The organism is Ruminococcus sp. MCC718 (assembly GCF_018783905.1).
Lineage (GTDB): Bacteria > Bacillota > Clostridia > Lachnospirales > Lachnospiraceae > Hominisplanchenecus > Hominisplanchenecus faecis.
In genome coordinates, this window is record NZ_WQNP01000021.1 from 60,757 (window position 1) to 86,741 (window position 25,985).

Annotated in this window: 19 protein-coding genes; 15 read left to right on the forward strand and 4 right to left on the reverse strand. The window is 41.4% G+C overall.

Annotated features, from left to right (window positions below; genetic code table 11):
- Nucleotides 1–25 precede the first annotated feature (25 nt).
- The 13 genes from GPK60_RS02730 to asnB all read left to right on the forward strand — a co-directional run bounded on the left by GPK60_RS02730 (nt 26) and on the right by asnB (nt 19,173).
- Nucleotides 26–1,390, forward strand: coding sequence for an extracellular solute-binding protein (locus GPK60_RS02730; RefSeq protein WP_022118425.1), 1,365 nt, complete (start codon nt 26–28; stop codon nt 1,388–1,390).
- Between the two features lie 99 nt (nt 1,391–1,489).
- Complete coding sequence (locus tag GPK60_RS02735; RefSeq protein WP_215658795.1) at nt 1,490–3,028, forward strand: helix-turn-helix transcriptional regulator; 1,539 nt, start codon at nt 1,490–1,492, stop codon at nt 3,026–3,028.
- 274 nt (nt 3,029–3,302) lie between these two features.
- On the forward strand, nt 3,303–3,986 hold the full coding sequence (locus tag GPK60_RS02740) for a TIGR00266 family protein (RefSeq protein ID WP_022118423.1): 684 nt from the start codon (nt 3,303–3,305) through the stop codon (nt 3,984–3,986).
- Between the two features lie 17 nt (nt 3,987–4,003).
- Complete coding sequence (locus GPK60_RS02745) at nt 4,004–4,738, forward strand: hypothetical protein (protein WP_022118422.1); 735 nt, start codon at nt 4,004–4,006, stop codon at nt 4,736–4,738.
- 38 nt (nt 4,739–4,776) lie between these two features.
- Nucleotides 4,777–6,303: a hypothetical protein gene (locus GPK60_RS02750; protein ID WP_215658796.1), complete on the forward strand. Its 1,527-nt coding sequence runs from the start codon at nt 4,777–4,779 to the stop codon at nt 6,301–6,303.
- A 64-nt stretch (nt 6,304–6,367) separates the two neighbouring features.
- The gene (locus tag GPK60_RS02755; RefSeq protein WP_022118420.1) at nt 6,368–7,507 is read left to right on the forward strand and encodes a hypothetical protein; all 1,140 of its coding nucleotides are present in this window, start codon (nt 6,368–6,370) and stop codon (nt 7,505–7,507) included.
- Between the two features lie 165 nt (nt 7,508–7,672).
- Complete coding sequence (locus tag GPK60_RS02760; protein ID WP_215658797.1) at nt 7,673–9,049, forward strand: putative sulfate exporter family transporter; 1,377 nt, start codon at nt 7,673–7,675, stop codon at nt 9,047–9,049.
- A 13-nt stretch (nt 9,050–9,062) separates the two neighbouring features.
- A complete protein-coding gene (locus tag GPK60_RS02765) occupies nt 9,063–9,356 on the forward strand; it encodes a hypothetical protein (RefSeq protein ID WP_215658798.1) in 294 nt (97 codons plus the stop codon).
- A gap of 157 nt (nt 9,357–9,513) precedes the next feature.
- Complete coding sequence (locus tag GPK60_RS02770) at nt 9,514–10,308, forward strand: helix-turn-helix domain-containing protein (RefSeq protein WP_215658799.1); 795 nt, start codon at nt 9,514–9,516, stop codon at nt 10,306–10,308.
- On the forward strand, nt 10,305–12,023 hold the full coding sequence (locus tag GPK60_RS02775; RefSeq protein ID WP_215658800.1) for a histidine kinase: 1,719 nt from the start codon (nt 10,305–10,307) through the stop codon (nt 12,021–12,023). Before GPK60_RS02770 ends, GPK60_RS02775 begins: the two co-directional genes overlap by 4 nt.
- Complete coding sequence (locus GPK60_RS02780) at nt 12,013–13,497, forward strand: ABC transporter substrate-binding protein (RefSeq protein ID WP_215658801.1); 1,485 nt, start codon at nt 12,013–12,015, stop codon at nt 13,495–13,497. Before GPK60_RS02775 ends, GPK60_RS02780 begins: the two co-directional genes overlap by 11 nt.
- Before the next feature lie 109 nt (nt 13,498–13,606).
- Nucleotides 13,607–17,302: a glycoside hydrolase family 3 N-terminal domain-containing protein gene (locus tag GPK60_RS02785; RefSeq protein WP_215658802.1), complete on the forward strand. Its 3,696-nt coding sequence runs from the start codon at nt 13,607–13,609 to the stop codon at nt 17,300–17,302.
- A gap of 332 nt (nt 17,303–17,634) precedes the next feature.
- Nucleotides 17,635–19,173, forward strand: coding sequence for an asparagine synthase (glutamine-hydrolyzing) (gene asnB, locus GPK60_RS02790; protein ID WP_147632790.1), 1,539 nt, complete (start codon nt 17,635–17,637; stop codon nt 19,171–19,173).
- A 165-nt stretch (nt 19,174–19,338) separates the two neighbouring features.
- On the opposite strand, the gene putP is transcribed toward asnB, so the two are convergent.
- Together putP and GPK60_RS02800 are read right to left on the reverse strand one after the other, a co-directional pair.
- A complete protein-coding gene (putP, locus tag GPK60_RS02795) occupies nt 19,339–20,868 on the reverse strand; it encodes a sodium/proline symporter PutP (protein ID WP_147632791.1) in 1,530 nt (509 codons plus the stop codon).
- 224 nt (nt 20,869–21,092) lie between these two features.
- Nucleotides 21,093–22,328, reverse strand: coding sequence for an Nramp family divalent metal transporter (locus GPK60_RS02800; protein ID WP_173896646.1), 1,236 nt, complete (start codon nt 22,326–22,328; stop codon nt 21,093–21,095).
- 344 nt (nt 22,329–22,672) lie between these two features.
- On the opposite strand from GPK60_RS02800, the gene GPK60_RS02805 reads away from it, so the two are divergent.
- Both GPK60_RS02805 and GPK60_RS02810 read left to right on the forward strand, forming a co-directional pair.
- On the forward strand, nt 22,673–24,184 hold the full coding sequence (locus GPK60_RS02805) for a class I SAM-dependent DNA methyltransferase (protein WP_215658803.1): 1,512 nt from the start codon (nt 22,673–22,675) through the stop codon (nt 24,182–24,184).
- Nucleotides 24,181–24,564 carry a VOC family protein gene (locus GPK60_RS02810; RefSeq protein WP_215658804.1) on the forward strand — a complete coding sequence of 128 codons (384 nt, stop codon included), beginning with the start codon at nt 24,181–24,183 and terminating at the stop codon, nt 24,562–24,564. The genes GPK60_RS02805 and GPK60_RS02810 overlap by 4 nt, the downstream gene beginning before the upstream one ends.
- A 70-nt stretch (nt 24,565–24,634) precedes the next feature.
- Here GPK60_RS02810 and GPK60_RS15600 read toward each other — a convergent pair whose 3' ends face one another.
- A complete protein-coding gene (locus GPK60_RS15600; RefSeq protein ID WP_346727702.1) occupies nt 24,635–25,027 on the reverse strand; it encodes a helix-turn-helix domain-containing protein in 393 nt (130 codons plus the stop codon).
- Nucleotides 25,028–25,192: 165 nt separating this feature from the next.
- Nucleotides 25,193–25,525, reverse strand: coding sequence for a hypothetical protein (locus GPK60_RS15605; RefSeq protein WP_346727703.1), 333 nt, complete (start codon nt 25,523–25,525; stop codon nt 25,193–25,195).
- Between the last annotated feature and the right edge of the window lie 460 nt (nt 25,526–25,985).

Below are 25,985 nucleotides of genomic sequence, written 5' to 3' on the forward strand. Positions count from 1 at the left end.
AGTCCCGGAAGGAGAAAAGATAAACATGAGATCTGTTATGAAAAGGATCTGCCTGTCTCTGGCAGTGATCGCAGTCCTGATCTTTACAGGGTGCGGGCAGAAAAAAACGAAAGATCCGATCACTGTCACATTGTGGCATGTATATGGCGGACAGACAGAATCACCCTTAAATGATCTGATTGATCAGTTTAACGAAACGATTGGAAAAGAGGAAAATATATGGGTACAGGTTGGCAGTGTTACGAACACGAATACAATACATGAAAATGTACTGGCATCTGCATTTGGAGATCCGGGAGCTTCCGAACTGCCGGATATGTTTGTTTCCTATCCGAAAACTGTTTTGGCTATGCCGGATGACACCGTTCTTGTAGATTACTGCGATTATTTTACGAAAGAAGAACTGGACGAGTTTATTCCTGCTTTTCTGGAAGAAGGTGTCATTCACGACAGACTTTCTATTTTGCCGGTAGCAAAATCAACGGAAGTTATGTTTGTCAATAAAACGGCATTTGACCGTTTTGCAAAAGAAACAGGGGCGGATATCGAAGATTTAAGAACATGGGAAGGGCTCTTTGCGATGTCAGAACAATATGCTGAATGGACAGATAACAAGACACCAAAGATCCCGCATGACGGAAAGAATTTTTTTGTTCATGATTATCATTTTAACTATTTTCAGGTAGGCGTAGAGTCATTAGGCGAAAATTTCTTTAAAGGAGAAAATCTGGCTTTTGGACCGGAATTTGAAACGGCATGGGAGCCTTATGCAAAAGCGGCACTGTCCGGAGGTGTATGGCTTCGCAGCGGTTATGCGACAGAACCTTTACGCACGGGAGATTCCATCGTGTCAGTGGCTTCCTCTGCCAGTGTTCTGTACTATTCTGATGAAGTTACCTATGAAGATAACACATCAGAAAAAATAGAGATTGTCGCCATGCCATGTCCTGTATTTTCCACAGGGGAAAAGATGGTCATGCAGCGGGGTGCCGGTATCTGTACTGTAAAATCCACACCGGACAAAGAAAAAGCCTGCATCACCTTTCTTAAATGGCTGACAGAAACCCGGAAAAATGTGGAATTTGTAACCAGTCTTGGATATATGCCGGTAAAGCAGGAGGCTTTTGATGCCTGCCTTCCGGAAGCGATCAAGGAGCTGAGTGATCCGATGTATGTCTCGCTTTATCAGGCTTTTCTGGATACGCAGGAGAATTATACATTTTATACGGCTCCGCAGCTGGATTCCTATCTGGATCTGGAAACAAGGTTTGAAGAACTTGTCAGGAAAGTATTGTCAGTAAAGCGTCAGCAGTGCATAAACAAACCGGAAAATATAGATAAACTTGTCAAAGAGACATTAGCGGATTTCAAAGTGGCATACACACAATAATGTCTGACCGGATGAATCAGAAGAGGCGACGGGCGTATGAGGAAAAAGAGAAAAAATTTATGGAAAATCATAAAAGGAATAAGGAAACAAAGCATCTGTATGCAGCAAAGACTGATTGTTTACTGGTGTGTAGTGATTCTGACCCTTTTTTCGGCAGCAGTTCTGTTGATGAGTATTTTGGGAGTCATTCCGGGAATGGATTTGAAAGTAGGGGAAATGTTGTCTGCCCAGCAGAAAAATACGGTGTCTGCCATGACAGAGCAGACCGACATTATGATGGCGAGAAGCATTTCTCTATCAGAAGAAATCACAAAAGAGTTAAGTCAATACTTGACAGCCAATGGAAAAGCATTCTCCGATTTAAATGACAATCCTCAGTTAATTATGGATTTGGAGGCAACTTTGTATTCTTCACTGAGATCAGCACTGGATGTGAAGTATTGCAGCGGAGTTTTTGTTATATTAAATGCAACGGTAAATACGGAAACGGAGTACGCAGACACATCACGCATGGGAATCTACCTGCGGCTGTCTGATTTAAAGGCAGTAAATACAAGCAAACAGCACGTGGTTTTTTTCAGGGGAAATGCTTATATTGCAAGGGCAGAGCAGGTACAGCTCCATAACCGTTGGAATTTAGAGTTTGATACATCTGCATTGTCAGGCTATGAACAGATCATGAAATTTAAAGGAAACCGGCTGGCAGAGAGCTGTCTGTGGACCGATCGGCTCAAACTGAAGGATACATGGGAAGATGTACAGCTTTTATATGTGCCGGTTTTAGACAGCACCGGAAAAGTGCGGGGTCTGTGTGGTATGGAGATGAGCAATCTATATTTCAGACTTTCCTATCCTATGGTAGAAGGATCCTATGGAAATATGGTGACAGTAGTGGCTCCAATGGACGAAAAAGGGAAAATTTATCTGGATAAAGCAATGTTCGGGGACACAAAAGAAACTCATCTTTCACCAACCGGAACGATGACCGTGAAGAATGGAAAGCATTATAACACTTATTCCGCTGCTTTCAGAAAGTATATAGGCAGGCATGAACTGCTTAACCTCAAAAGCTGCAATGGAATGCCGCTGGCGGTACTGACATTGATGTCCGAAGCGAATTATGAAAAATTAACAGCAGAAAACAGAAGAGCCTGGATTACCGGTACGTTGATCTTTCTTTTTCTCCTGTTGCTTCTTTCCATCACTATGTCAAACCGTTTTGTAAAACCGATTTTGCGGAGTTTAAAAGCACTGCAGGATGATACGCTGACAGACGGGAATCTGTCGGGAATCTCAGAAGTGGATGCACTGGTTGATTTTATGCAGACAAAAAGAAATACAGAAAAACTGGAAAATGGTGGAATTCCTCCGAATATAGAAGAAATGCTTGAAGCATTTGCCTTGCGTGTGGAAACGCTGACTCCGGCAGAAAGAAAAGTTCTTCAGTATTATATTGAAGGATATACGATCCAGGAAATAGCTTCGCTGCTTTATATCAGTATTGGAACTGCGAGAAAGCATAATACAAACATGAACCGAAAACTGGGAATAACAGCCAGGGAAGAATTAATGCTTTACATAGACCTGTTTCGTAAATGCAATCAGCTGGATAAGCTGACATACAATCAGGTAGAGTAAAAAAAGAGTCGTACAGGCTCTTTTTTTATTTCCGGATATATTTCAGGTTTCTGAAGAAAAATGAGAGGTATCTATATATAGTTTTCACAAAACAAAGAAAACAACATATAGTATACTAATCATTCGTATTTTGGAAAATCAGGCCAAAAATACGAATGGCGACCATATCATTTATTTTCTGGATCTGTTATGCTTTCATTACAGGAAAACGGAAAGCAAAACCAGACGAAACCAGAAAAGCAAACAAAACAAAAAAAGGAAGGAGAAATTTACTATGAAAAAGTATGAAATATTAGGAGGAAATTTACCGGTTGTTGTATGTGAATTATCAGCAGGAGAATCCATGATCACAGAAAGCGGAAGCATGAGCTGGATGAGTCCGAATATGAAAATGGAGACAATCTCCGGAGGCGGAATGAAAAAAATGTTCGGCAGGCTGATGTCAGGTGATTCTATGTTTCAAAACAGATATACCGCAGAAGGTGCAGACGGAACGATTGCATTTGCATCAAGTTTTCCGGGAGCGATCAAAGCACTGGATATCAGAGACGGTCATTCTATGATCGTGCAGAAGAGTGCATTCCTTGCTTCAGAAGAAGGAGTGGAACTGTCCATGCATTTCCAGAAAAAATTAGGAAAAGGTATGTTTGGCGGGGAAGGTTTCATTATGCAGAAACTGAGTGGAAATGGAACTGCATTTGTAGAAATTGACGGGCATGCCGTGGAGTATGAGTTGGATGCCGGACAGGAAATCCTGATCAGTACAGGGTATTTGGCAGCAATGGAAGAAACCTGCACAATGGATGTTGTAGCAGTAAAAGGAGTGAAAAATATGCTGGTCGGCGGAGAGGGCGTTTTTAATACTGTTGTCAGAGGACCGGGTAAAGTGATCTTACAGACAATGCCGATCAGTAAGGTGGCAGAATTACTGACTCCGTTTTTTACAAAAAATAAGTAAGGGAAGGAGCGAGAGTTATGAAGAAAAAATGGAATTTATTATTTTTGTTTGCATTTATTGTTAGTATGATAACACTGGCCGGCTGTGGAAAAACAGCAGGAGAGGCAAGTCCGTATGAAGGAAAATGGATAGCAGTGTCCGCCCAGATGATAGGAATGTCTGTCAGTGTGGATGAAACCTTTGGGGGAGCTTTCGAATTTGAGGTAAAAAATGGCGGAAAAGTTTCTTTTTCAGTAGGAGAAGTTACCGGAAATGGAAAATGGTCTGCAAAAGATGACAAGTTTAGCTTAACTATCGAAGGAGAAGAAATGGTCGGAACCATCGGAGAAAACAACATTTCTTTTGACGATATGCTCGGAATGGGAGTAAAAGTGATTTTCGCAAAGGAAGGAACGGATGCCATGGATCCGGCTCGCTATCTGACAAAGGAAGAGAAAGTGGTCATAGGTGAGTGGGCTGCTGAAAGTGTGGAAGAACTTTTAGGAGACGGACCGCAGACATCTATGGAAGGCGTAGAGAATATCAGTGATGCACTGCGTCTTAACTTCAAAGATGACCGCAATGTAGCAGTTGTTTATAAAGGCGAGGAGATTGGGACATTCCCGTGGTCAGTTGCAATGGGCTACTGTATGATCGAATCAGAAAATCCGTCTCTTTCCGTAACGATCAATGACGATGATACTTTGAAAGTAGATTACAGCGATGACGAAGATTACTATACATTTCATTGTGTGAAAAGTGACAGTAAATAAATGAAAAAGACATAAATGGTGAAAGGAGGGAAGAGCCCATGAAAAAGAAAATGTGGTTTGTGCTGTGTATCATGACAAGTGTCCTGCTGACAACTGCCTGTGGAGAGAAAAAAGAACCTGGAGAAGAAAAAAAAGAAACAGCTATGCAGACAGAAACAGCTATGCAGACAGAAACAACCGTGCAGACAGAAACAGAATCTGATCAGGACTTCCAGGGCAGGGAAAGTCTGAAACTTGGTTTATTTACTGTGTATTATCCGGAAGAATGGAAGTACGACAAAGAAAGAATGCAGGAAGATGATGATTACTCTTACGTCAGATTTTTTGACGGAGAAACAGCAGATGATTCCGGGAACAGCATTTATATAGAAGCAACAAAAGAAGATGCATATAAATACCGGAAGGGTCTGATTGCCTTCGGTGTGGATTTAAAGGAATATGCGGAAGGAAAAGCAGAGACTGTATCAATAGGGAATGCAGAGTATGCGGTAATGCCGGAAAATGATTCCGGAAGGTGCACGTATATGTATCGCCATGAGCAGTCAGGTACGTCTTATGATATCAGAGTAGAAGGAGAGGTAGCAAGTGATTCTGTCAAAGAATTGCTGGAAGGCATTGTGATGGAATTAAAAGATGAAGGAAATGAAGACGCACCGTGGCCATGGGAGGGAGAGCCTGTTGAGCCTGTATTGACAGAACAGATGGTAGGTTTTTATACGATCGTTCCGGAATATATACCATTTAAAGAAGCACAGGGTGTCATGCAGATTATGGATCACCAGTTTGTAAAACATGACGATCAGGTATACCATTTGCTGGAGAATAAGCTGGATACTTACAAGTATTCAGAAAGTGGACTCGAATTTGTTTCCTCAATGGAACTGGAAAGAGATTGTGAATATCTCTCCGGGGACAACAGCGGAATGCTGTATCTTTCACCGGGAATCCAGGATGTGATTGGTGTAAAAGACGGCAAAAAGGTGCTTCAGACAACGATAGACGGCGATTTGAATATGCATCCGTCCGGAGAATGGGGAATCAGTTTCTGGGTGAACAGCGATACGCAGAAGATTGTGAATCAGGGCGGTAACCTGACAGCTGAACCGTGGATACTGACCGGATTAAATAAAGATGATGAACGCAAGGGACCATTTTCTATGATAGATGACGTCCAGATCACAAATGACCATATTATGGTTGCCGGTTCCATGGCTGCGGAAGACGGAGGCACAAAAATTATTGTCTATGATTATGAAGGCAATCAGCTTTTGGAATTAGGCGGAGCAGACATTGGTTCTCCAGACAGGCTTGGTTCCATCACGGGCATGGCAGAAACAGAAAATGGTTTTGTAGCGGCAGACGGAAATATGCGGAAAATACAATTCTGGGCAAAAGACGGAACCCATGTGGGTGCCATTTCTACAGATGATATATTTGGCGTCAGTTATCCATGGCTGGAAGATATGCAGCTTTTAGATGATGGCTCTCTTTTGATCCTGCTGACACAGCAGCGAGAGGACGGATCAGCAAATGAACTGATGTTTTTCAGACTGACAGGATTCTGAAAAAAGCAGAAAGATTATAATTATACTTTTTAGTGCAGTTGATTTTCAAAAGGAGGAAAAGAAGATGAAAAAGGGTAGAATATTGAGACTGATGTTTATTCTGGCAGTGACAACTATTATGATCGCTGCAACAGCAGTGGTTGCAAGTGCAGCGACAGTTAACAAAAATGATGCAGATTATAAGTATTCCAAGACATACGACAACGGTGTGAAGATATCCTTTACAACAGATGTTTTCGGCAAGAAGGTTGTTGACGACAGCGTTTTTTGCAGAATAGAGCTGCCAGATGGTGCAAACTATAAAGAATTTAGTGTCTCTAACGAAATCATTAAAAGTGGTAAAGCTTTCGTAGATTACACGCACCTAAGAGACAGATATCCAGTAGAAATCAAACAGAAGTGGGTGACCAATGGGAACGTTTCATACGGAATGATTGGATTAAGTGCAGGAGGCGGCCTGTACCTAGGAACCTTTAAGCTGAAAGTTTATGTAGAAACTCCAGATAAAGATGAAATGATAGAAGTTGCATTTCTCAGCGATTTCGCAGCTCGTCCAGTTGATATGAAGATTACTACGTATCCTAACAAATTCAATATCAACTCAATAAATGTAAGTGCTGCAGACAGCGGAAGAACTTCTCGTCTGGAAGTAGTTGGAGTAAACAAAAATTTTGCAACAATTATAAATGGCTGGAATGATGGCAAGTGCATTAAAGCAAAAGGAATGAAACCTAAAAAGAAATACACTTTCAAGTTCTATGGAAAACTAAAAGTAGATAATCCTGCTCTTGATGCACCTGACGGTATAACTGTTGAGGGAAATCCGGCGGTATTCAAAAATGTTGAAATGGGACCTGCAGTAAAACCGGTAATCAAGTCCATAAAAGTTTCAAATGTAAAGGTAACAAAGTATTTCAATTACAGCGAGTGGAGATATAAATATAAGACAAAGTTCACAGTTACCGTAACTCTTGGCAAGAAGCCAAAAGGTGCCAAGGGTATTCAGTTGACAACAACTGTTCAGGGAATTTCCTCATATAAGACAATTAAAGGAAAAAAGAACACCTTCACAGCGAATTTTAATTGGGATGCACCGGTAAGCTTAAAGGGCAGAACAGCAAGCTTCAAGGTTAAGACTTACAACAATGCCAAGTACAAAGCTTACAGCTATGACTCAAAGCCTAAGAAGTTAAAGATCAAATAGGCATAGTATACAGATCTACCGGAAATATGTCATCTGATGTGAAAGTCACAGTTATGGAAAAATGTCAGTAAAAATTCCTATGGAAAAAATAAAACATATATTCCATAGAAGAAAAGTAAGAGAACGAATATAATGATCCCAAGTTGTTTGAAGGAGGAGATCATTATGAGTAGTCAAAGAAAGGCAGAAGCTGCGACATCAGAGAATATCGTAACAACAGAGACATCCAGTCTGAGTGATCTTTGGAAAAAAGAGGATTGGCTGGCAGTATGGATCGGATTTATCATCATCGCAGTCGGTGCTGTGGCCGTGATCACAGGAGCATTTGATTTTAACGCTGCAAAATTCAGCACCTGGGGTCATGGAACAAGTTTTTTTGAACAGGTAAACGCAGGATTTTTCGGAAAACTGATTCTGACAGTGGCTGTACTTGGAGTACTGTTTACTGTTGGAAACCACCTGAAGGGATTATCCGTTAAAAAATACCTTCCGGCATTTCTGGGACTGTTTCTTCTGGCAGTTCTGGTAAGATTTATCAGTGCCGAATATACCTTGAACCGATACTTGGAATGGGCATTTTTTGCAATCCTGATCGGAATTCTGGTATCCAACACCATCGGAGTACCGGCATGGCTGAAGCCGGCGATCCAGACAGAATTTTATATCAAAGTCGGACTGGTGATCATGGGATTTTCCGTACTGTTTTCCAATATTGTTAATTTTGGACTTTACGGACTGGGGATTGCATGGATCGTAACACCGATTGTCATTCTTTTCATGTGGTGGTTCGGAACCAGGGTTTTAAAAATTGACAATAAACCGTTTGTCATTACCCTGGCAACCGCAACCTCTGTGTGCGGAACGTCCGCAGCGATCGCAGTCGGAGCAGCAAGTAAAGCAAAGAAAAATGACCTTTCACTTACTGTATCTATATCAATCATTTTTACAGTACTGATGATGGTATTTGAGCCGGTGCTGATCCGTGTAACTGGTCTTGGAGAGCTGATAGGCGGTGCCCTGATCGGTGGTACTGTCGATTCAACCGGAGCAGTAACCGTAGCAGGTACTGCACTTGGTGAAACAGCACAGACGGCTGCAGTCCTTGTAAAATCCATCCAGAATATCCTGATCGGATTTATCGCATTTGCAGTTGCAGTATTTTTTGCAACAAAAGTTGAAAATAACGGAGAAAGCAGCAGAAAAATCGGGGTATCCGAAATCTGGTACAGACTTCCGAAATTTATCCTTGGATTTTTTGCCGCTTCCTTAATCGCATCTTTTATAGCAGTTCCGGCATTCGGAAAAGAGAGCGTTTCATCCATCAACAGCGTACTGGATCAGTATAAAAACTGGGCATTTGTTCTGGCATTTACAAGCATCGGGCTGGAAACAAATTTCCGTGAGATCAAAGAACAGTTCCAAGGCGGAAAACCACTGACACTTTATGTAGTTGGACAGTTGTTTAACATTGTTCTGACTTTTGCGGCAGTATATCTGCTGCTGAGCGGAAAATTCTTCCCGTTGCCAAATCTGGCATTATAAGGAGATGCAGACTATGAAGAAAAAAACAGGAAAAAAGAAAAATCTGTTTTCTGTCGTAAATTATACCGTTCTGGTGCTGACGGTCATTGCAGCCGTTTATATCATGGCAAATGGTCTGGGACTGATCGACAGCCTGGACTTTGGAGCAGGGGCATATTATTATGCGGACATTCCACAGTTTGCAAAATATGTAGATGGATCCTGCTACACATCACCGGTTTCCATGTGGGTGCTCATTGCACTGTTCCTGATCTGGGGATTCTTCATGTATAAACTCTGGGGATGGATTGAAAGAAAAGATAAGTAAAAATAAGGTGAAAGAAAAGCCTGTCGCAGAGTATGCGGCGGGCTTTTTCAATTCGCAGATATTGATTGAGAGAAAAAGGTTGCCTTGGAGGTATTTTGTCGTTATCATAAAAAAAACGGCAATTTTTCAGATTGCCGATTGATGCAGGAGGAATACGGTGAATCTTTTGATTGTGGATGATGAAATGCTGGAAGTTACCGTGATCGAAAAAATGATCGATACAAAGGCACTTGGAATTGAACAGATTTTTAAGGCATACAGTGTGAATCAGGCGATTACAGTGCTGGAAAAAGAAAACGTTGCAATTTTGCTGACAGATATTGAGATGCCAAAGGGCAGTGGGATTCGTCTGGCAGAATGGGTAAAAGAGCAGGATATACCGCTGATTGTAATTTTTCTGACCAGTCATGCAGTGTTTGATTATGCAAAGAAAGCAGTTGAATTAGAAGTCAAGCAGTATTTATTAAAACCAGTCCGCAAGGAAGAACTGATAAAGACTCTTCAGGATGCACGCGAAGGCTATCAAAAAATGATACAGCAGCAATCTTATGAACAGCAGAAAAGCAGTGCTGGTATCCCGAACGTAAATCCGGAAGATCTGCTGGATGAAAAAGGAAAAATGACAGAGCTGATCGATCAGGTAAAAGATTATATTGCAGATCATCTGGATGAGGAACTGAAACGTACCGATCTGGCGGCAATGATTTATCTGCATCCGGATTATCTGTCTCATGTTTTTAAAGATGAGACAGGGATGTCTCTTTCTGAATATATTACAAGAAAAAGAATAGATTACGCCATGATGCTTCTGGAAAAAACAAACCGCAGTGTTTCAGATATTGCAGCAAAGTGCGGCTATGCAAGTCTTGCTTATTTTACAAAAACTTTTAAACGCATCATTGGGATGTCTCCGAAAGAATACAGAAAGGTACAGAAAGAAAAAAAGAGATGAAATGGAAAAATTCATTGATTCATCGAATCACAATCATCATGGCAGTCACACTTCTGGTGTTCAGTGCAGTTATTATCTATTATACGGTCTGGATCAGCAGAATCCGAAGTGAACAGTTTGATCAGACGATCTTGCAGGCACTTGACATGAATACAGAAGAGCTGATGTACGATCTGGAAAATACAGAATCATTTCTTCTGACAAAATGTCTGAATCGAAATCTGATCAACCGGCTGCAAAATCCGGAAAAAGAAATTGACCGTTATCTTGCCATATCAGATATTCAGGAGCTTCTTCACTCATCTATGAACAGCTACAATATGATGGATGGATTATTTTTTTATGATATGGAAAATGATATTTATATAGGCGATACAAAATTATCCGGAAATTCGGATTATTCCGAACTTGTAAAAGAAAGTGTCAAAGATTATGTTCTGCGTTTTCTGGTTCTTGCAAAAGAGAATCAGAACAGTTGGTTTGCAGAGAAAATCGGCGACGAATATTGTCTGGTAAAAATGTATGAAATACAGAATGTGTACGTAGGGAGCTGGATTCATGTTGATACCATTCTGGATAAAATAAAACCTTTTACAGTAAAAGATCAGGATAAAGTTTATCTGCTTGACGGAAATAAAAAAGTACTTTCCGATTCAGATCCGGGAGATGTCCTGACAAATGAGGAAATGTATATTATGTTGGAAAATCAGCGTTATCGCAAACTGACTTCCCGGTTAGATACAGAAAAATGTTTGCTTGTGATTCTGCATCGGACAGACAATACACTGATCAATATCGAGTATCCGATTCTTCTGGCAGCAATTATTATTCTGGGGCTTTGTATTTTTGTGGAAAAAATGCAGATCCATCTTTTTAAAACTCCGATCAGTCGGCTTACGCAGGCGATGAATGAACTGAAATCCGGAAATCTGGAAGTACATTTAAGCGAAGAAAATGTTTTCAGCGAATTTCAGATATTAAATGATACATTTGATAATATGACAAAAGAAATTAAAAAGCTGAAAATTGATGTTTATGAAGAAAAACTGAACAAACAGCAGGCAGAACTTTTGTATTTACAGGAACAGATCAATCCACATTTTTTTACGAACTGTATGAATCTGATTCGTAATCTTACGATGGTCGGAGAAATCGAGAAGGCACAGGAAGCCACATTTCTTGTCAGCAGCCATATGCGATATGCCTTGGCGAACAGTACAATGGTAGCTCTTGAGCGGGAACTGGAACAGGTGAATAACTACGTTGAACTGCAGAAAATGCGTTATGGAGACTGTTTTTTATATTGTGTGGAGCAGGAAGAAGGATGCGGACAGATTTTTGTGCCAACTGCAGTGATCTTGGATTTTGTAAACAATGCGATCAAACATCAGTTAGATCCGGATCGTCAGCTGGAGATTCTGGTGTATCTGCACAAAGAACAGGAGAAACTGCATATAATGATTACCGATTCCGGGGATGGATTTGAACCGGAAATTTTAGAAAAATTGCAGAAACATGAAAAACTGATCAGCCCGGAAGGAGAACACATTGGTATTTACAATGTATGCCAGAGACTTTCCATTTTGTATAGTGACTGTGCGGACATTGCATTTTCCAACAAACCAGAAGGCGGAGCCAGAATTGATCTTTATCTTCCAATCCGGACAATGTGGTGGTCTGAAAAAGATCCGGAGGTGCAGACAGATGAAAAATAAAAAGAAAAAAGTATGCTTCTTTCTGGGATTTCTGCTGTTTAGTCTGTTCTTTACAGGCTGTCATAAAAGCGAGGGTAGAACAGTAAAAGAAAGCGAATCCAAGAGCGAAGAAAGAACGAAACTGGTGATTGCCTATAAAACAAATGCGGCAGATTATCCGGAAGACCAGAAACTTGTGGAAGAAGCCCTGAAAGAGAAAATCCGTGAAAAACTGAATGTAGATGTAGAGTTTGTTGTGCGGTCAAACGATTATGTCAAAGAAATCCGAGATATGATGGCGAGTAATCAGCAGCTGGATATTGTACTTTATTACAGCGGACTGTTTCGGGAGTTATTGATGAATGATAACTGGGTGCCGTTAAACCGTCTGCTTCAAAACTATGGGCAGGGGATTTTAGATGCAGTTGGAAAAGATGTGAGCGATGCCTGCAGGATTGACGGAGAACTTTATGGCTTGCCAAATAATCATGATTTTGCGGTTGGATGGGATGGCTATATTCTGAGAAAAGATATCCTGGATAAATATGGAATCAAAAAAGAAGATATTACTTCAATGGAAAAACTGGAACAGATTTTTGCACTTGTGCACAGAAAAGAACCGCAGCTTACCATTCTGGACTGCAGCGGAACGAGTATTATGACCAATCAATATCTGGGCAGTGAAGTGTTTGAACAGATTGGCGTGCTGAAAAATTACGGGCAGGAAGATACATTTGTTAATGTATTTGAAACCGAAGAATATAAACGCCAGCTTGAACGTATCTACAAATGGAGAAAACTCGGTTATATTAAAAAAGATCTTCTTTCTGACACGGAAAACGGAGATATAAAAATGATGAAAGGAAATCTGTTTGCCTATGCATTTCGTGGGAAACCAGGAGTAGAATGGCAGGAAAAGATGACAACGGGGCAGGATGTTGTATATGTTCAGTTTGGAGAGAACAGTGTTCCGGCCAATGCACCGGCACGCTTTGGATGGGGAATCACCAAACATACCGCATCACAGGAAAAGTCCATGGAGCTTCTGAATCTTCTGTATACGGATCCGGAACTTATGAATTTGCTGGCTTACGGTGTAGAAGGCGTGCATTATGTAAAGATGGCAGACGGACATATTACATTTCCGGAAGGGAAAAATACAAATCCGTTTATCGGAGAAGCATGGAGATTCCCAAATCAGTTTATTACTTATGTCTGGGAAGGGAACGATCTGGATTTCTGGGATAATATGAAAAAATACAATGAAGAATCCATTCATGGGAATGATTATGGATTTTATTTTGACATTATGCCGGTTTATGATGAATACATGGAAATTGTTGAAATCTACAGTAAATACCGGGTGATCCTGGAAAATGGAATGGTAGATCCGCAGGAAGGACTGGAAGCGATGAATCAGGAGCTGGATGCCTGTCATATCGATGAGGTCATCGCAGAAAAACAACGCCAGTTTGATCGATGGAAGGGAAAATAAAGATCGTTATAATTTTGCAGATAAGTACAAAAAATACAGCATGGGTGTTATAAAAAGTCGACGGATACTTTGATATAATTCAGATATCAGAAAACGAAGGAGGAACCCCATGAGAAGAGAAAAAATGAAACCAGCAGCAGCACTTGTGCTTTCAGCAGCTATGATTTTATCCTGTGTATCGCCGGCAACGTTAAAAGCAGCCAGCACAGATCCGACATCAAGCACAGAGCGTGAAGCAAGGAATGCAGCAGTAGCAGAAGATGCAGCTACGCAGGGTATGGTACTTTTAGACAATGCAAAAGATGTACTGCCAATCGCAAAGACAGGAAAAATAGCACTTTATGGAACAGGTGTCTATAACACTGTTAAAGGCGGAACCGGATCAGGAGATGTTTATCTGAAAAGCGGTTCAGACTGGTCTGTTCTGACCGCATTTAACAAGGCAGGTTATGAGGTTGTAAATCAGAATTTTCTTGCAGAAAGAAAGGCATATGCAGCTGCGAATGGCGGTCAGGAAGATATTTATGATGTCGCAGAAGTGAATATAGCGGCAGCACAGTCCGATACGGCAGTTTTTGTGATTTCAAGAACTTCAGCAGAAAATGCAGACCGCAAAGCAGAAAAAGGGGATTATTATCTGAGTGATTCTGAGGCCAAAAATCTTGCGATCGTAGCTTCTGCATATCAGAAAGTAGTCGTTGTTATGAACGTGGGTGGTGTAATTGACACAAACTTTTACCATGGAAAAGCAGGGCGTACAGCAGCAGACAACTTAAACAGAAATAAAATTGAAGGACTGGATGCATTGCTTCTGATGTCTCAGGCCGGTCAGGAAGGTGGAAATGCACTTGTTAAAGTTTTGAACGGAACTGCAAACCCATCCGGTAAACTGACCGATACCTGGGCAGTTGAGTATACCGATTATGCTTCTTCTCCATATTTTGCACTGCATAATGGAGTGGATGAAAACGGCAATCTGGTCACCACCGGTGGTGACAATAAAGAAGAATATTATACAGATGATATTTTTGTCGGATATCGCTATTTTGATACATTTGGCATTGATGTAGCCTATCCGTTTGGATATGGTGAGTCGTATACGGATTTTGACATTCATGTAAAGAGTGTAACAGCAGATGCAGAAAATATAACGGTAACAGCAGATGTGAAAAATACGGGAAATATAGATGGACGTGAAGTAGTAGAAGTTTATTTCTCTGCTCCGGAAGGATCTCTTGACAAGGCATATCAGGAACTGGCTGCTTATAAAAAAGTCGAAGTAGCAAAAGGAGCTGCAAAAACTGTTACCATGTCTTTTGCAACAGAAGATATGGCAAGTTATGATGAAAGCAGACAGTGCTATGTACTGGAAGATGGAAAGTATGTGATTCGTATAGGAAACAGTTCCAGAAATACAGTAGAAGCTGCAACGATCAGTCTGGATCAGGATGTGATAACAGAAAAAACAGAAAATCAGCTTGGGGCAACAAAAGAACAACTGAAAAAAGGCACTTATGAAGAGGGTAGTGTTCTGAATGGGCTGAAGGTTGAAAAAGATGCAAATGGAAATGATGTGTACACACCAAATTATGGAAATAAAAAAGTCGAAGGTTTTCTGGATGCATCCACAGAAGGATATGGAAAAGGCATTACAGCTACATCAGAAGGATTAAGCAGTATTAAAACAGAAACGTCTTTAAAGGCAGCTGACTTTGCAGAGCCAAAGACACATACCTACAGCAACGGTGATGTTACCACATACTATACAAATCAGAATGTAACAGAAAATGCGGAAAAAACATCGCTTGCCTATGCGAAAGAAAAAGCATCCAAAGCCGGAGCAGATCTGGAAAAAGGCGATGTGACGATCAAAACCGCAAGAGGAACGGAAACGATAAAAAATGTAGATATCGATGAAAATGGAAATAAAGTGGATCTGACAGATGCAACTTTAATGGATGTTGCAGTCGGCAATATCACAGCGGAGCAGCTGGTTGCTTCCATGACACCGCTGGAGCTTTCAGACCTGGTAACAGGCGGTTCTTATAGCAAAGGTGTTGATTATACAAAAGATGTGGCATCTACGATTGGAAATGGGAAGGTTCTTACAGCGAAAAATTCGATCCATGTATCAGGAACCTCTTCCGAGACGACATCAAACCTGTTCCGAAGCAGACTGATTCCGAATATTTCTTTTAACGATGGCCCGGCAGGGCTTCGTCTTCCGACGGAATCTTACAGTGCAAGTGCAAATGTTGGCAAAATCGTACCCGTGACCAAAGATGATGTTTTCGATCCAAATGAAACTTATTTCAGCTATCATGCAATGGGGGACTACTATTCTATAAATGCACTGCCAATTTCAACAGATTTTACGGAAGAATTCAACGGAAAATATAAAGTTGCAGATGGTGAGACGGCAATCAAATATTATCAGTATTGTACAGCAATCCCGGTTGGTACAATGATTGCCCAGACCTGGGATACAGATCTGGTAGAAAAAGTCGGACATGCAGTCGGAACGGAAATGGTGGAGTATGGTGTAACATCCTGGCTTGCACCAGGCATGAATATTCACAGAAATCCACTCTGCGGACGTAACTTTGAATATTATTCAGAAGATCCGCTGTTATCCGGAACAACAGCAGCAGCTGAGACAAAAGGTGTTCAGACTTATGAAGACGGAACAAAGACAGGTGTAGGTGTCACCTTAAAACATTTTGCATTTAATAATCAGGAATCTGAGCGTTTTAACAACAACTCTGTTATGTCTGAGAGAGCAGCCAGAGAAATCTATCTGAAAGGATTTCAGATTGCAGTAGAGAAAGCACAGCCGGATTATATTATGTCTTCTTACAACAGCATCAATGGCGTTCAGACATTCCTGCATTATGGACTTCTGACGGAAATCCTTCGAAACGAATGGGGATTCAGAGGTTTTGTAATGACAGACTGGAATCCAATGGATAACTTTACCGGAAGACGCGGCCTGAAATATGGCAAGATGGTGGATACCTTTAAAAAGGTTGCAGAACCAAAAGGAAAACTGGATTACACCGATTTTGATGTGTGTGCAAGAGCACAGTTGATGTATGCAGGAAATGATTCAGAAATGCCGGGTGCTGCGAATTATGGTGTGACAAGTCCGAATACCGAGCTGGTTTATAAGGGATTAAATGCCAATATTGTTGATGAGAATGGAAATGCTCTGATGCGTCTTGGTGATCTTCAGAGAAGTGCGATCAATATGCTGAATGTGATTCTTCAGACAAAGATTTTCCAGACAGATTTCTATGAAAAAGCAGGTTCTTATTATGAGCTGGAGAAACTGAACAAAGATTACGAAGCACTGAAAAAAGAACTGGAACAGGCAAAAGCAGATGTCAAGGATAAAACAAAAACAGAAGAGCAGCTCAAAGATATCAAAGCTCAGCTGGAAAAAGCACAGGCAGATGCGAAAGATAAAGCAGCAGCAGAAACAAAACTGAAGGCACTGGAAACACAGATGGAAACACTGAAATTCCAGTCTGTAAAAGTGAAACTGAAGTCAGTAAAGAGCAATGCAAAGAAAACAGCGAAAGTAACAGTTCGAAAAGTTGACGGTGCTGAAAAATATCAGATCACTTATTCAACAAAGTCAAACTTTAAGAAGGCAAAAACAGTAACGGTGAAAAAAGCAAGTGCATCAGTCAAAAAATTCAAGAGCAAAAAAACTTACTATGTAAAAGTAAGAGCACTTAAGACGATTGCAGGAAAAACAGTTAAAACCGGTTACAGCAATGTAAAAAAAGTAAAAGTCAAATAAATACAAAACCATAAACTTTCCTACGTGGATTTTCAGGAAATCAGGCCGCACCTCACGGAAAAATCCGTGAGGTGCGGTCTTTGCCGTGTTATAATGATACCAGAAGATATGACTCTGGAACAGTAATATTGCGGTGTCAGAACGGATAGTAAAATGAGCGTGCTCCTCACCCACTGCTTATTACTTTTCGCAATTGAAGCAGGGGACTTACTTGATTTGATTAAATAAAAATTTACAACCACCCATCCAGTGTGATAAAATGTGAAAGAATTATGATAAAAAATGTCGAAAACAGGAAAATTTCAATGAATCATAGAAGAGAGGAAGTACAAATGATCACTGTAAAAACTTATCGAGGACATATTCGCAACTGGAAGGAACTCTGTGCAGAGCTGGAGATTGATCCGGCACTGCCAAGAGAAGAAAAAGAGCAGGAAATTCTGGTAAAAGCATACCAGAAATGGGGAGGCGAGATGGCAGACCATATCTATGGTATGTTTGCTTTTGCCCTGTGGGATGAAGAGGAGAAAAAGCTGTTCTGCTTAAGAGATCAGTTTGGAACAAAACCGTTCTATTATTACCAGACAGAAGACGGTGAACTTCTGTACGGCACCATGATCCGTGACATCATCGGACAGCCGGGATTTAAAAAAGAGCTGAATGAAGAGATGCTCCAGATCTATATGAGCCTGACCTATGGTGCCGGTGAGGATACCTTTTTCAAAGGTCTGAAAAAGCTTCTGCCGGGACGTTATCTGATCTGGAAGGATGGAAAAGTGGAAATTCACAGATACTGGACTCCAAAGTTTCAGCCGGACGAGAGCAAATCTCTGGAAGACTGGGCAGATGAGATCCATTCTACGCTGAAATCCATCATGCCGGAAGTAAAGACAGAGGACGAAACCGTAGAATCTTTCCTGTCAAGTGGGGTGGATTCTTCCTATGTACTGGCAATGTCAGATGCAAAGATGTCCGATTCCTGCGGTTATGATGAAGAACGATTTGATGAGTCACGTCTTGCAAAAAAGACAGCGGAACTTCTCGGAAGAGAACATTCTGTCTGCAAGATCACACCACAGCAGTATTTTGATATCGTACCATATGTTATGTACAATATGGAACAGCCGCTTGGAGATGCATCTGCGATCGTATTTACCATTGCCTGCAATGCAACCGCAGAACACACGAAGATCTGCTATTCCGGAGAAGGTGCGGATGAATTCTTCGGTGGTTACAATATGTACCGCAATGCAGAACGTTACGGTGAAAATCTGAAGACATTTTATGTCGGCAATACAAACATCATGAAGGAAGATGAAAAGAAGAAAATCCTCAAACACTACAATCCGGAAGTTCTTCCGATCAATCTTACGCATGAAATCTACAAAGAGACGGAAGGTCTTGATCCGCTTACAAAAATGTCCGATGTTGATATTCAGATCTGGCTGGAAGGCGATATCTATCTGAATGTAGATAAGATGAGTACCGCAGCAGGGCTGGAAATCCGTATGCCGCTTACAGACCGCCGGATCTTTGATATTGCATCAAGAATGCCGTCCCGTTTTAAAGTCAACGAAGAGCAGAACAAAGTGGCATTCCGTACCGCAGCAGCAAAAGTACTCCCGGAAGAGATCGCATTCCGTAAGAAACTGGGATTCATTGTGCCGATTCGTATCTGGATGGCCGATGCAAGATACAATCAGGATGTACAGCGTCTGTTCCACAGTGAGATCGCAGAGAAATTCTTTGATGTAGATGCGATCAACGAGATTTTCGATGACTATGTAGGAGGCAATTCCGATAACTGGAGAAAAGTATGGACGATCTATACCTTCCTGGTATGGTATGAAGAATATTTTGTAAAAAGATAATCCTTAAATAGCATTTTTCCCCCTGTCTTCTGGTAAAAGCAGAAATGATAAGCTGGTTTTATCAGAAAAAGAAAGACCTGTATTAAATGGAAAAACTCCATGAAATACAGGTCTTTTGACTCTGGCATCCTATTGTGTTTTCAGGATTTTATTTTTTACATTCTTTTACTTCATAGAAGCTACTTTATCGAACTCATCCTGAACTTCTCTGGAAGGAGCCGGTGTCAGGAGACTTACGATTACGTTTACTGCAAGACCAAGAAGGAATGCAGGAAGCAGTTCGTAAATACCAAGTGCACCGCCCATCGGACGGATCAGAAATTTCCATACAAATACCATAACGCCGCCGCTGACCATTCCGCAGAGAGCACCCTGGAATGTGGAGCGTTTCCAGAACAGTGCCAGCAGAACAAGCGGTCCAAAGGAAGCACCAAAGCCTGCCCATGCAAAGGATACGATCTGGAAAACAGAACTGTCCGGGTTACGTGCGATAAATACACCGATCAGTGCGATAACAAGAACGGTGATACGTGCGATCAGCATACCGGTCTTTTCGCTCATGTCTTTCATAAATACTTCTTTCAGAATGTTCTGAGAAGCACTGGAAGAAGCAGCGAGCAGCTGAGAGTCCGCAGTTGACATGGTAGCTGCCAGGATACCGGCGAGGATCAGTCCGGCAATGATCGTTGCCAGAACACCATGTTTGGAGATCAGATCTGCAACAACCAGAATGATGGTTTCCGGATCTTTTAAAGTCGGCAGGACACCGGCTTTTGTCATAGCATTTCCAATCACACCGATAAATACGGAAACAGCCATGGAGATCACAACCCAGACGGTTGCAACTCTTCTGGAGAGTTTCAGTTTGTTTGCATCACCGATCGCCATAAAACGAAGCAGTACGTGAGGCATACCGAAATATCCAAGTCCCCATGCCAGTGTAGAGAAAATCTGCAGCAGACTGTAAGGAGAAGCTGTTCCGGTAGCGACATCGTGCGTGTGCGTCAGGCTGAAGTATCCGGCCATGGATTTTGCATTGTCCATAACGGCACTGAAACTGCCGACTTTGCTGATACCAAAACCAAATACAACAACGATCGCGATCGTCATAACAATACTCTGGACAAAGTCTGTCGTACTTGCTGCGAGGAATCCGCCCAGTGTGGTGTAAGCTACGATAACGATCGCACTGATCAGCATTGCCGGCAGATAATCCATTCCGAACAGGTTTGCAAACAGCTTGCCGCAGGCTGCAAATCCGGAAGCCGTATAAGGTACAAAGAAAATGATGATCAGCAGTGCTGCGATTACGGAAAGAATACGTTTGTTATCTCTGTAACGGTTGGAAAAGAACAGAGGCAGTGTCGTAGAATTTCCGCAGACATGCGTATAATTACGAAGTCTCTTGGCAACAACAAGCCAGTTTACATAAGTTCCGATTGCCAGTCCGATTGCAGTCCACGCTGCATCAGCCGTACCGGACAGGTAAGCAACGCCAGGCAGTCCCATCAGCAGCCAGCTGCTCATGTCAGAGGCCTCGGCACTCATGGCGGTGACGAGCGGTCCCAGTGTACGTCCGCCGAGATAGAAGTCATCTGTGGTCTGATTCTGTTTTGCCAGAACCGCACCGATACCTACCATCGCAGCCAGGTAGACCAGGATTGTGATCAACATTAGAATCTGTGTTACATCCATTTTAAATCCTCCCTAAGTTTCTGCAGTTTGATGTTGTCATTCACATATGCGGAAAATGAAACATCCGGTTTATGATTAACGTTCCGTACGGAAGAGCAGTCGAAGCAGTCTTTGTACGGATTGTTTGTCAGTTGAGACTTTAACACAGTGCAGTGTCAGCGACTCAAAATGACACTATAAACCAAATATTAACATAATTTAGGCGAGGCTACAATAATAAAATACTAAAAACCTGTTATAAAAAGCCCGATATTTAAAAAAGTTACGGTCAGAGCGGTAATCCACAGAACGATATTCAGGCGTCTGCTGTTTGCATATCTGCCCATTACCCTTTTAGAAGAAGTCAGACAGATCTGTGTGAAGATCGTAATCGGGAGTTGAACGGCAAGCAGCATCTGTGAATAGATGAGTCCTTGGAACGGCGAAGAAATAAACAAAATGATCACGGCAGCCGGAACCATTGTCACCAGAATCCCCAGTTTTGTTTCTTTACCGGAAGTATCATAAGGCTTGTTAAAAATACCGGAAAAAATCGTACCGCCTGCCATTCCGGCTGTGATGCTTGAAGAAATCCCGGAGAGCAGCAGAGCGACTGCAAAGACCAGTGATGCCATATTCCCAAGCAGAGGAGCGAGCATAGAACCGGTGACTGCAAGATCGTCAACAGTCGTTCCATTTCCATTCTGATAAAAACTTGCTGCCGCCATCAGGATCATGGCACTGTTGATCGCCCAGCCAATGATCATGGAAAATAGCGTGTCACGGAATTCATATTTCAGCTGCTTTTGAATTACAGCATCATCCGCAAGAGACCACTGGCGGCTCTGAATGATTTCAGAATGCAGAAACAGATTGTGCGGCATCACAACCGCACCGAGCACACTCATGATGACCGGCATGGAATGGGCAGGAAACGAAGGCTTTACCCAGCCGATGGCAGCCTGTTTCCAGTCGATTCCTGCGATGCAGATCTCAAATAAAAATGAAAATCCGATCAGCGAGACAAAAAGAATGATCAATTTTTCAATCCGCCGGTAGGCATTGGTAAACGTACAGAACAAAACAATCACGAGAATCAGCAGACTGCCTGGTTTGATCGGGATTGAAAAAAGCATCTGCAGAGCGATTGCACCGCCCAGGATTTCCGCCATAGCTGTGGCAATCGAAGCAAGCATTGCCGTAGACAGAATGATGTTCTTGAGAATTCGGTTGATGTATGTGCTGGCAGCCTCCGAAAGACAAAGTCCGGTAACAATGCCGAGATGGGCGGCATTATGTTGCAGAAGGATCAGCATGATCGTGGAGAGCGTGACCATCCACAGAAGCTGATAGCCATACCCAGAACCGGCGGCAATGTTCGAAGCCCAGTTCCCGGGATCGATAAAACCGACCGTGACCAGAAGTCCCGGACCAATGTACTTAAGAAAATTTAGTGGCTGCTTTTTGTGTTTCTGTATCATAAAATACTTCCCCTTTTCCACTTCTTTAAAAGAATATGCCCATTTTTGCAGAACAGTGAGCAGATTCCCTCAGAATCTTGTTGCAGGTATCATATAGCAGTACCTGTAGTTTTATGAAGTTAGTTATAACTAACTCTGTGCATTTATTATATGCAGAGAAACGGAAGCTTGTCAAAAGAATATTCGCTTGTTGCGAAAAATAGACGAAAACCGTATAATTATCAGGTAGATAATTTAAATGAAATTTTCCGGACGGAGCCTTAAATGTTATGAGCAAGTAGCAAAGCGGATTGCGAATATCCGCTTGACAATATATAGAATGAAAAGGAAGGAAAACAAAAAATATGGTTACAGGGGAATTAAAAAATAAAGTAGACGGTTTATGGGAAATTTTCTGGACAGGCGGACTGACAAATCCGCTCGATGTGATCGAACAGATGACTTATCTTATGTTTATCCGCGATCTGGATGATTCAGATAACGTACATATGAAAGAAAGCATTATGCTTGGTCTGCCATATAAAAGCATATTTGAAGAAAACGTAACAATCGGAGACAGAAAAGTTCCGGGGAATCAGCTCAAGTGGAGCGTATTTCACGATTTTCCGGCTCAGAAAATGTATGCAAATATGCAGGAAAATGTGTTCACGTTTATCAAAAATCTTCATGGAGATAAAGAGAGTGCCTATGCAAAATATATGGGAGATGCGATCTTTAAAGTGCCGACACCGGTCATGCTGGATAAGATCGTAAGTGCCATGGATGAAATCTACGAAAAAATGGAGCAGTTAAGAAGTGAAGATGTCCGGGGAGATATTTACGAGTATCTGCTTTCAAAACTGGCAACTGCCGGTGTAAACGGACAGTTCCGTACACCGCGTCATATCATAAAAATGATGGTAGAAATGATGGATCCAAAAGCCGATGACCTGATCTGCGACCCGGCCTGCGGTACCTCTGGATTTCTGGTAGAGTCCAGTGAATATCTGCGAAAAAAGAAAAAAGCAGAAGTTCTGTTTAATGCAAAAAACAAGGAACACTATATGAATCATATGTTCCACGGCTACGATATGGACAGAACGATGCTGCGTATCGGAGCAATGAACATGATGACACACGGTGTCAGCAATCCGAATATCGAATATCGAGACAGTCTTTCCGACCAGAACGAAGATAAAGAAAAATACAGCCTGATCCTGGCAAATCCACCATTCAAAGGAAGCCTGGATTATGATATTGTATCGGCAGATCTTCTGAAAGTCTGCAAAACCAAAAAGACAGAACTCCTTTTCCTGACACTGTTTGTAAGAATGTTGAAAACAGGCGGAAGATGTGCCTGCATTGTACCGGATGGCGTACTTTTCGGTTCGTCCAAAGCCCATAAAGATATCCGGAAAGCAATCGTGGAAGAACAGCGACTGGAAGCAGTGATTTCCATGCCGTCCGGTGTGTTCAAACCATATGCCGGAGTTTCTACAGCGATCCTGGTCTTTACGAAAACCGGGCATGGCGGAACAGACAAAGTGTGGTTCTATGATATGAAAGCAGATGGACGCAGCCTGGATGACAAACGTTCTGAAGTCAAAGAAAACGATATTCCGGATATCATCGCAAGATTTAAAAATCTGGAAGCAGAAAATGACCGTAAACGAACTGACCAGTCATTTTTTGTAGAAAAACAGGAAATCGTAGACAATGCCTATGACCTTTCCATCAACAAATACAAAGAAATAGAATACATTCCGGTAGAATATCCGCCAACATCTGAGATTATGGCAAATTTACGGGCACTGGAAAAAGAAGTACAGGAGAGCATGGCAGAACTTGAAAAAATGTTAGGAGATGAGATGGCATGAAAATAGAACATATCGCAATGTATGTAAAAGATCTCGAAAAAACAAAAACATTTTTTGAAATCTATCTGAATGCCAGAGCAAACGCTGGTTATCACAATCCGAAAACAGACTTTCGCTCTTACTTCCTTTCCTTTGACGATGGGGCAAGACTGGAAATTATGAATAAGCCGCAGATGCAGGATTCTCCGAAAGCCCTGACACAGACCGGATATATTCACATTGCATTCAGCGTCGGAAGCAAAGAAAAAGTAGATGAGTTGACGGCAAAATTAAAAGAAGATGGCTATGAAATCATCAGCGGTCCACGGATAACCGGAGACGGATATTACGAGAGTTGCGTAGTGGGAATCGAAGGCAACCAGATCGAGATTACTGTGTAGCAAAGTGATTTTCACGCTCCACACAGCTAAAATATAGAATATCAACAGAGCAAATCCCACGAGTGTAAAATTAACTTTGTGGGTTTTGCTCAATCCATTTTTGAATGGTTTTTAAATCAATTTTTAAAGCAGTAGCAATTTGCTCAACAGACAAGCCAAGATCAACTAAGGAAAGAGCATCTTCCCTTTTAATATTTTCGGTAGCTGTTTTGATACCATCAGCTACCCCAGCCTCATATTCCGCCTTACGGAGTTTGCGTTCTTCCAGTTCTTTATCATATTCAAATATACTCATGGAGATCACCTCTGCTTTGTTTACACGAAGAAAGTCGGAAAGAATGTTGTCATGTATACATTCATTGACAGCCAGTTTGACTGCTTCATTCAGTTCAAAATCCTTCGCGTATCTGCGTACATAATTTACATATTGTGCATATTCTTTTAAAGTTTGACATTGTTCCATCAGTTCTTTATTGTGTCCCTTATTGATATTCAGTGTCAGAACTTCCAGTTCCAGCTTTGGATCACCGGATTGGTTTTCGAAAGCTTCCGATAGATGATTTACCCAGTAGTCCTTTTTCTTTTCCAGACCATTGTAAAATACGATGAATTGCGGAGCCGGTATTTTCTATAATACGGAAGAATAGAGAGATTTGTGATCCACTAGTTTCTGGTATTCACTGGAAATATAGAATAAATCACGCAGCGGCATATTTGGATTGTAAGTAGACTGATGTTCATACAGAAATAAGTCGGTATCAACGATAAAAGCCAGGTCATTTTTCATACCCATATAAATGGCATTTTCCAGTGTCACAATCTCAAGTTTATCCGGATCATCATAATGCGAACCGCTGATTGCGTTATAAAGTGACAATAAATTTTTTCTGTCAGAGAACAGCATACGGAATACAGTGTCTTTGTACATCCGGTTTGCTTTTAGTGTTTCATTTTGCACCATAGAAATACCTCCCTTGGCAGGAGTGTACAAAAGTGCGGTGGATATGCAGTCTGCTAATCGGTCAACATTTGAAACTCCTGCTTTTTATTAATTTGAAAGAAAAGCATGAATTTTCGAAATGTGAAATAGATTAATAGACGGCATGATGCCAAGAACGTTAAGAAAATATGCTTTGCCACTATACTAACATATAACTCTTTTTAAATCAATAGAAAATGAAAAATATTAAAAAGACAACATAAATAATAAGCAACTGCAACAAATCAAAGGAAACGACTTGCACAAGGCATTGAAAAATGTTATTCTGGAATAAAGTATGCACATGGAAACAAGAAACAGTAAAACAGAGATACCTTTGTTTAAGGTAAAAGACGAGAAAATTCATATTTGCAGTGCAGATGAAACTGCAAGGTAAATGTGGGGTTATGGGGATGATTATAGATGGAAAAATTATGGAAAT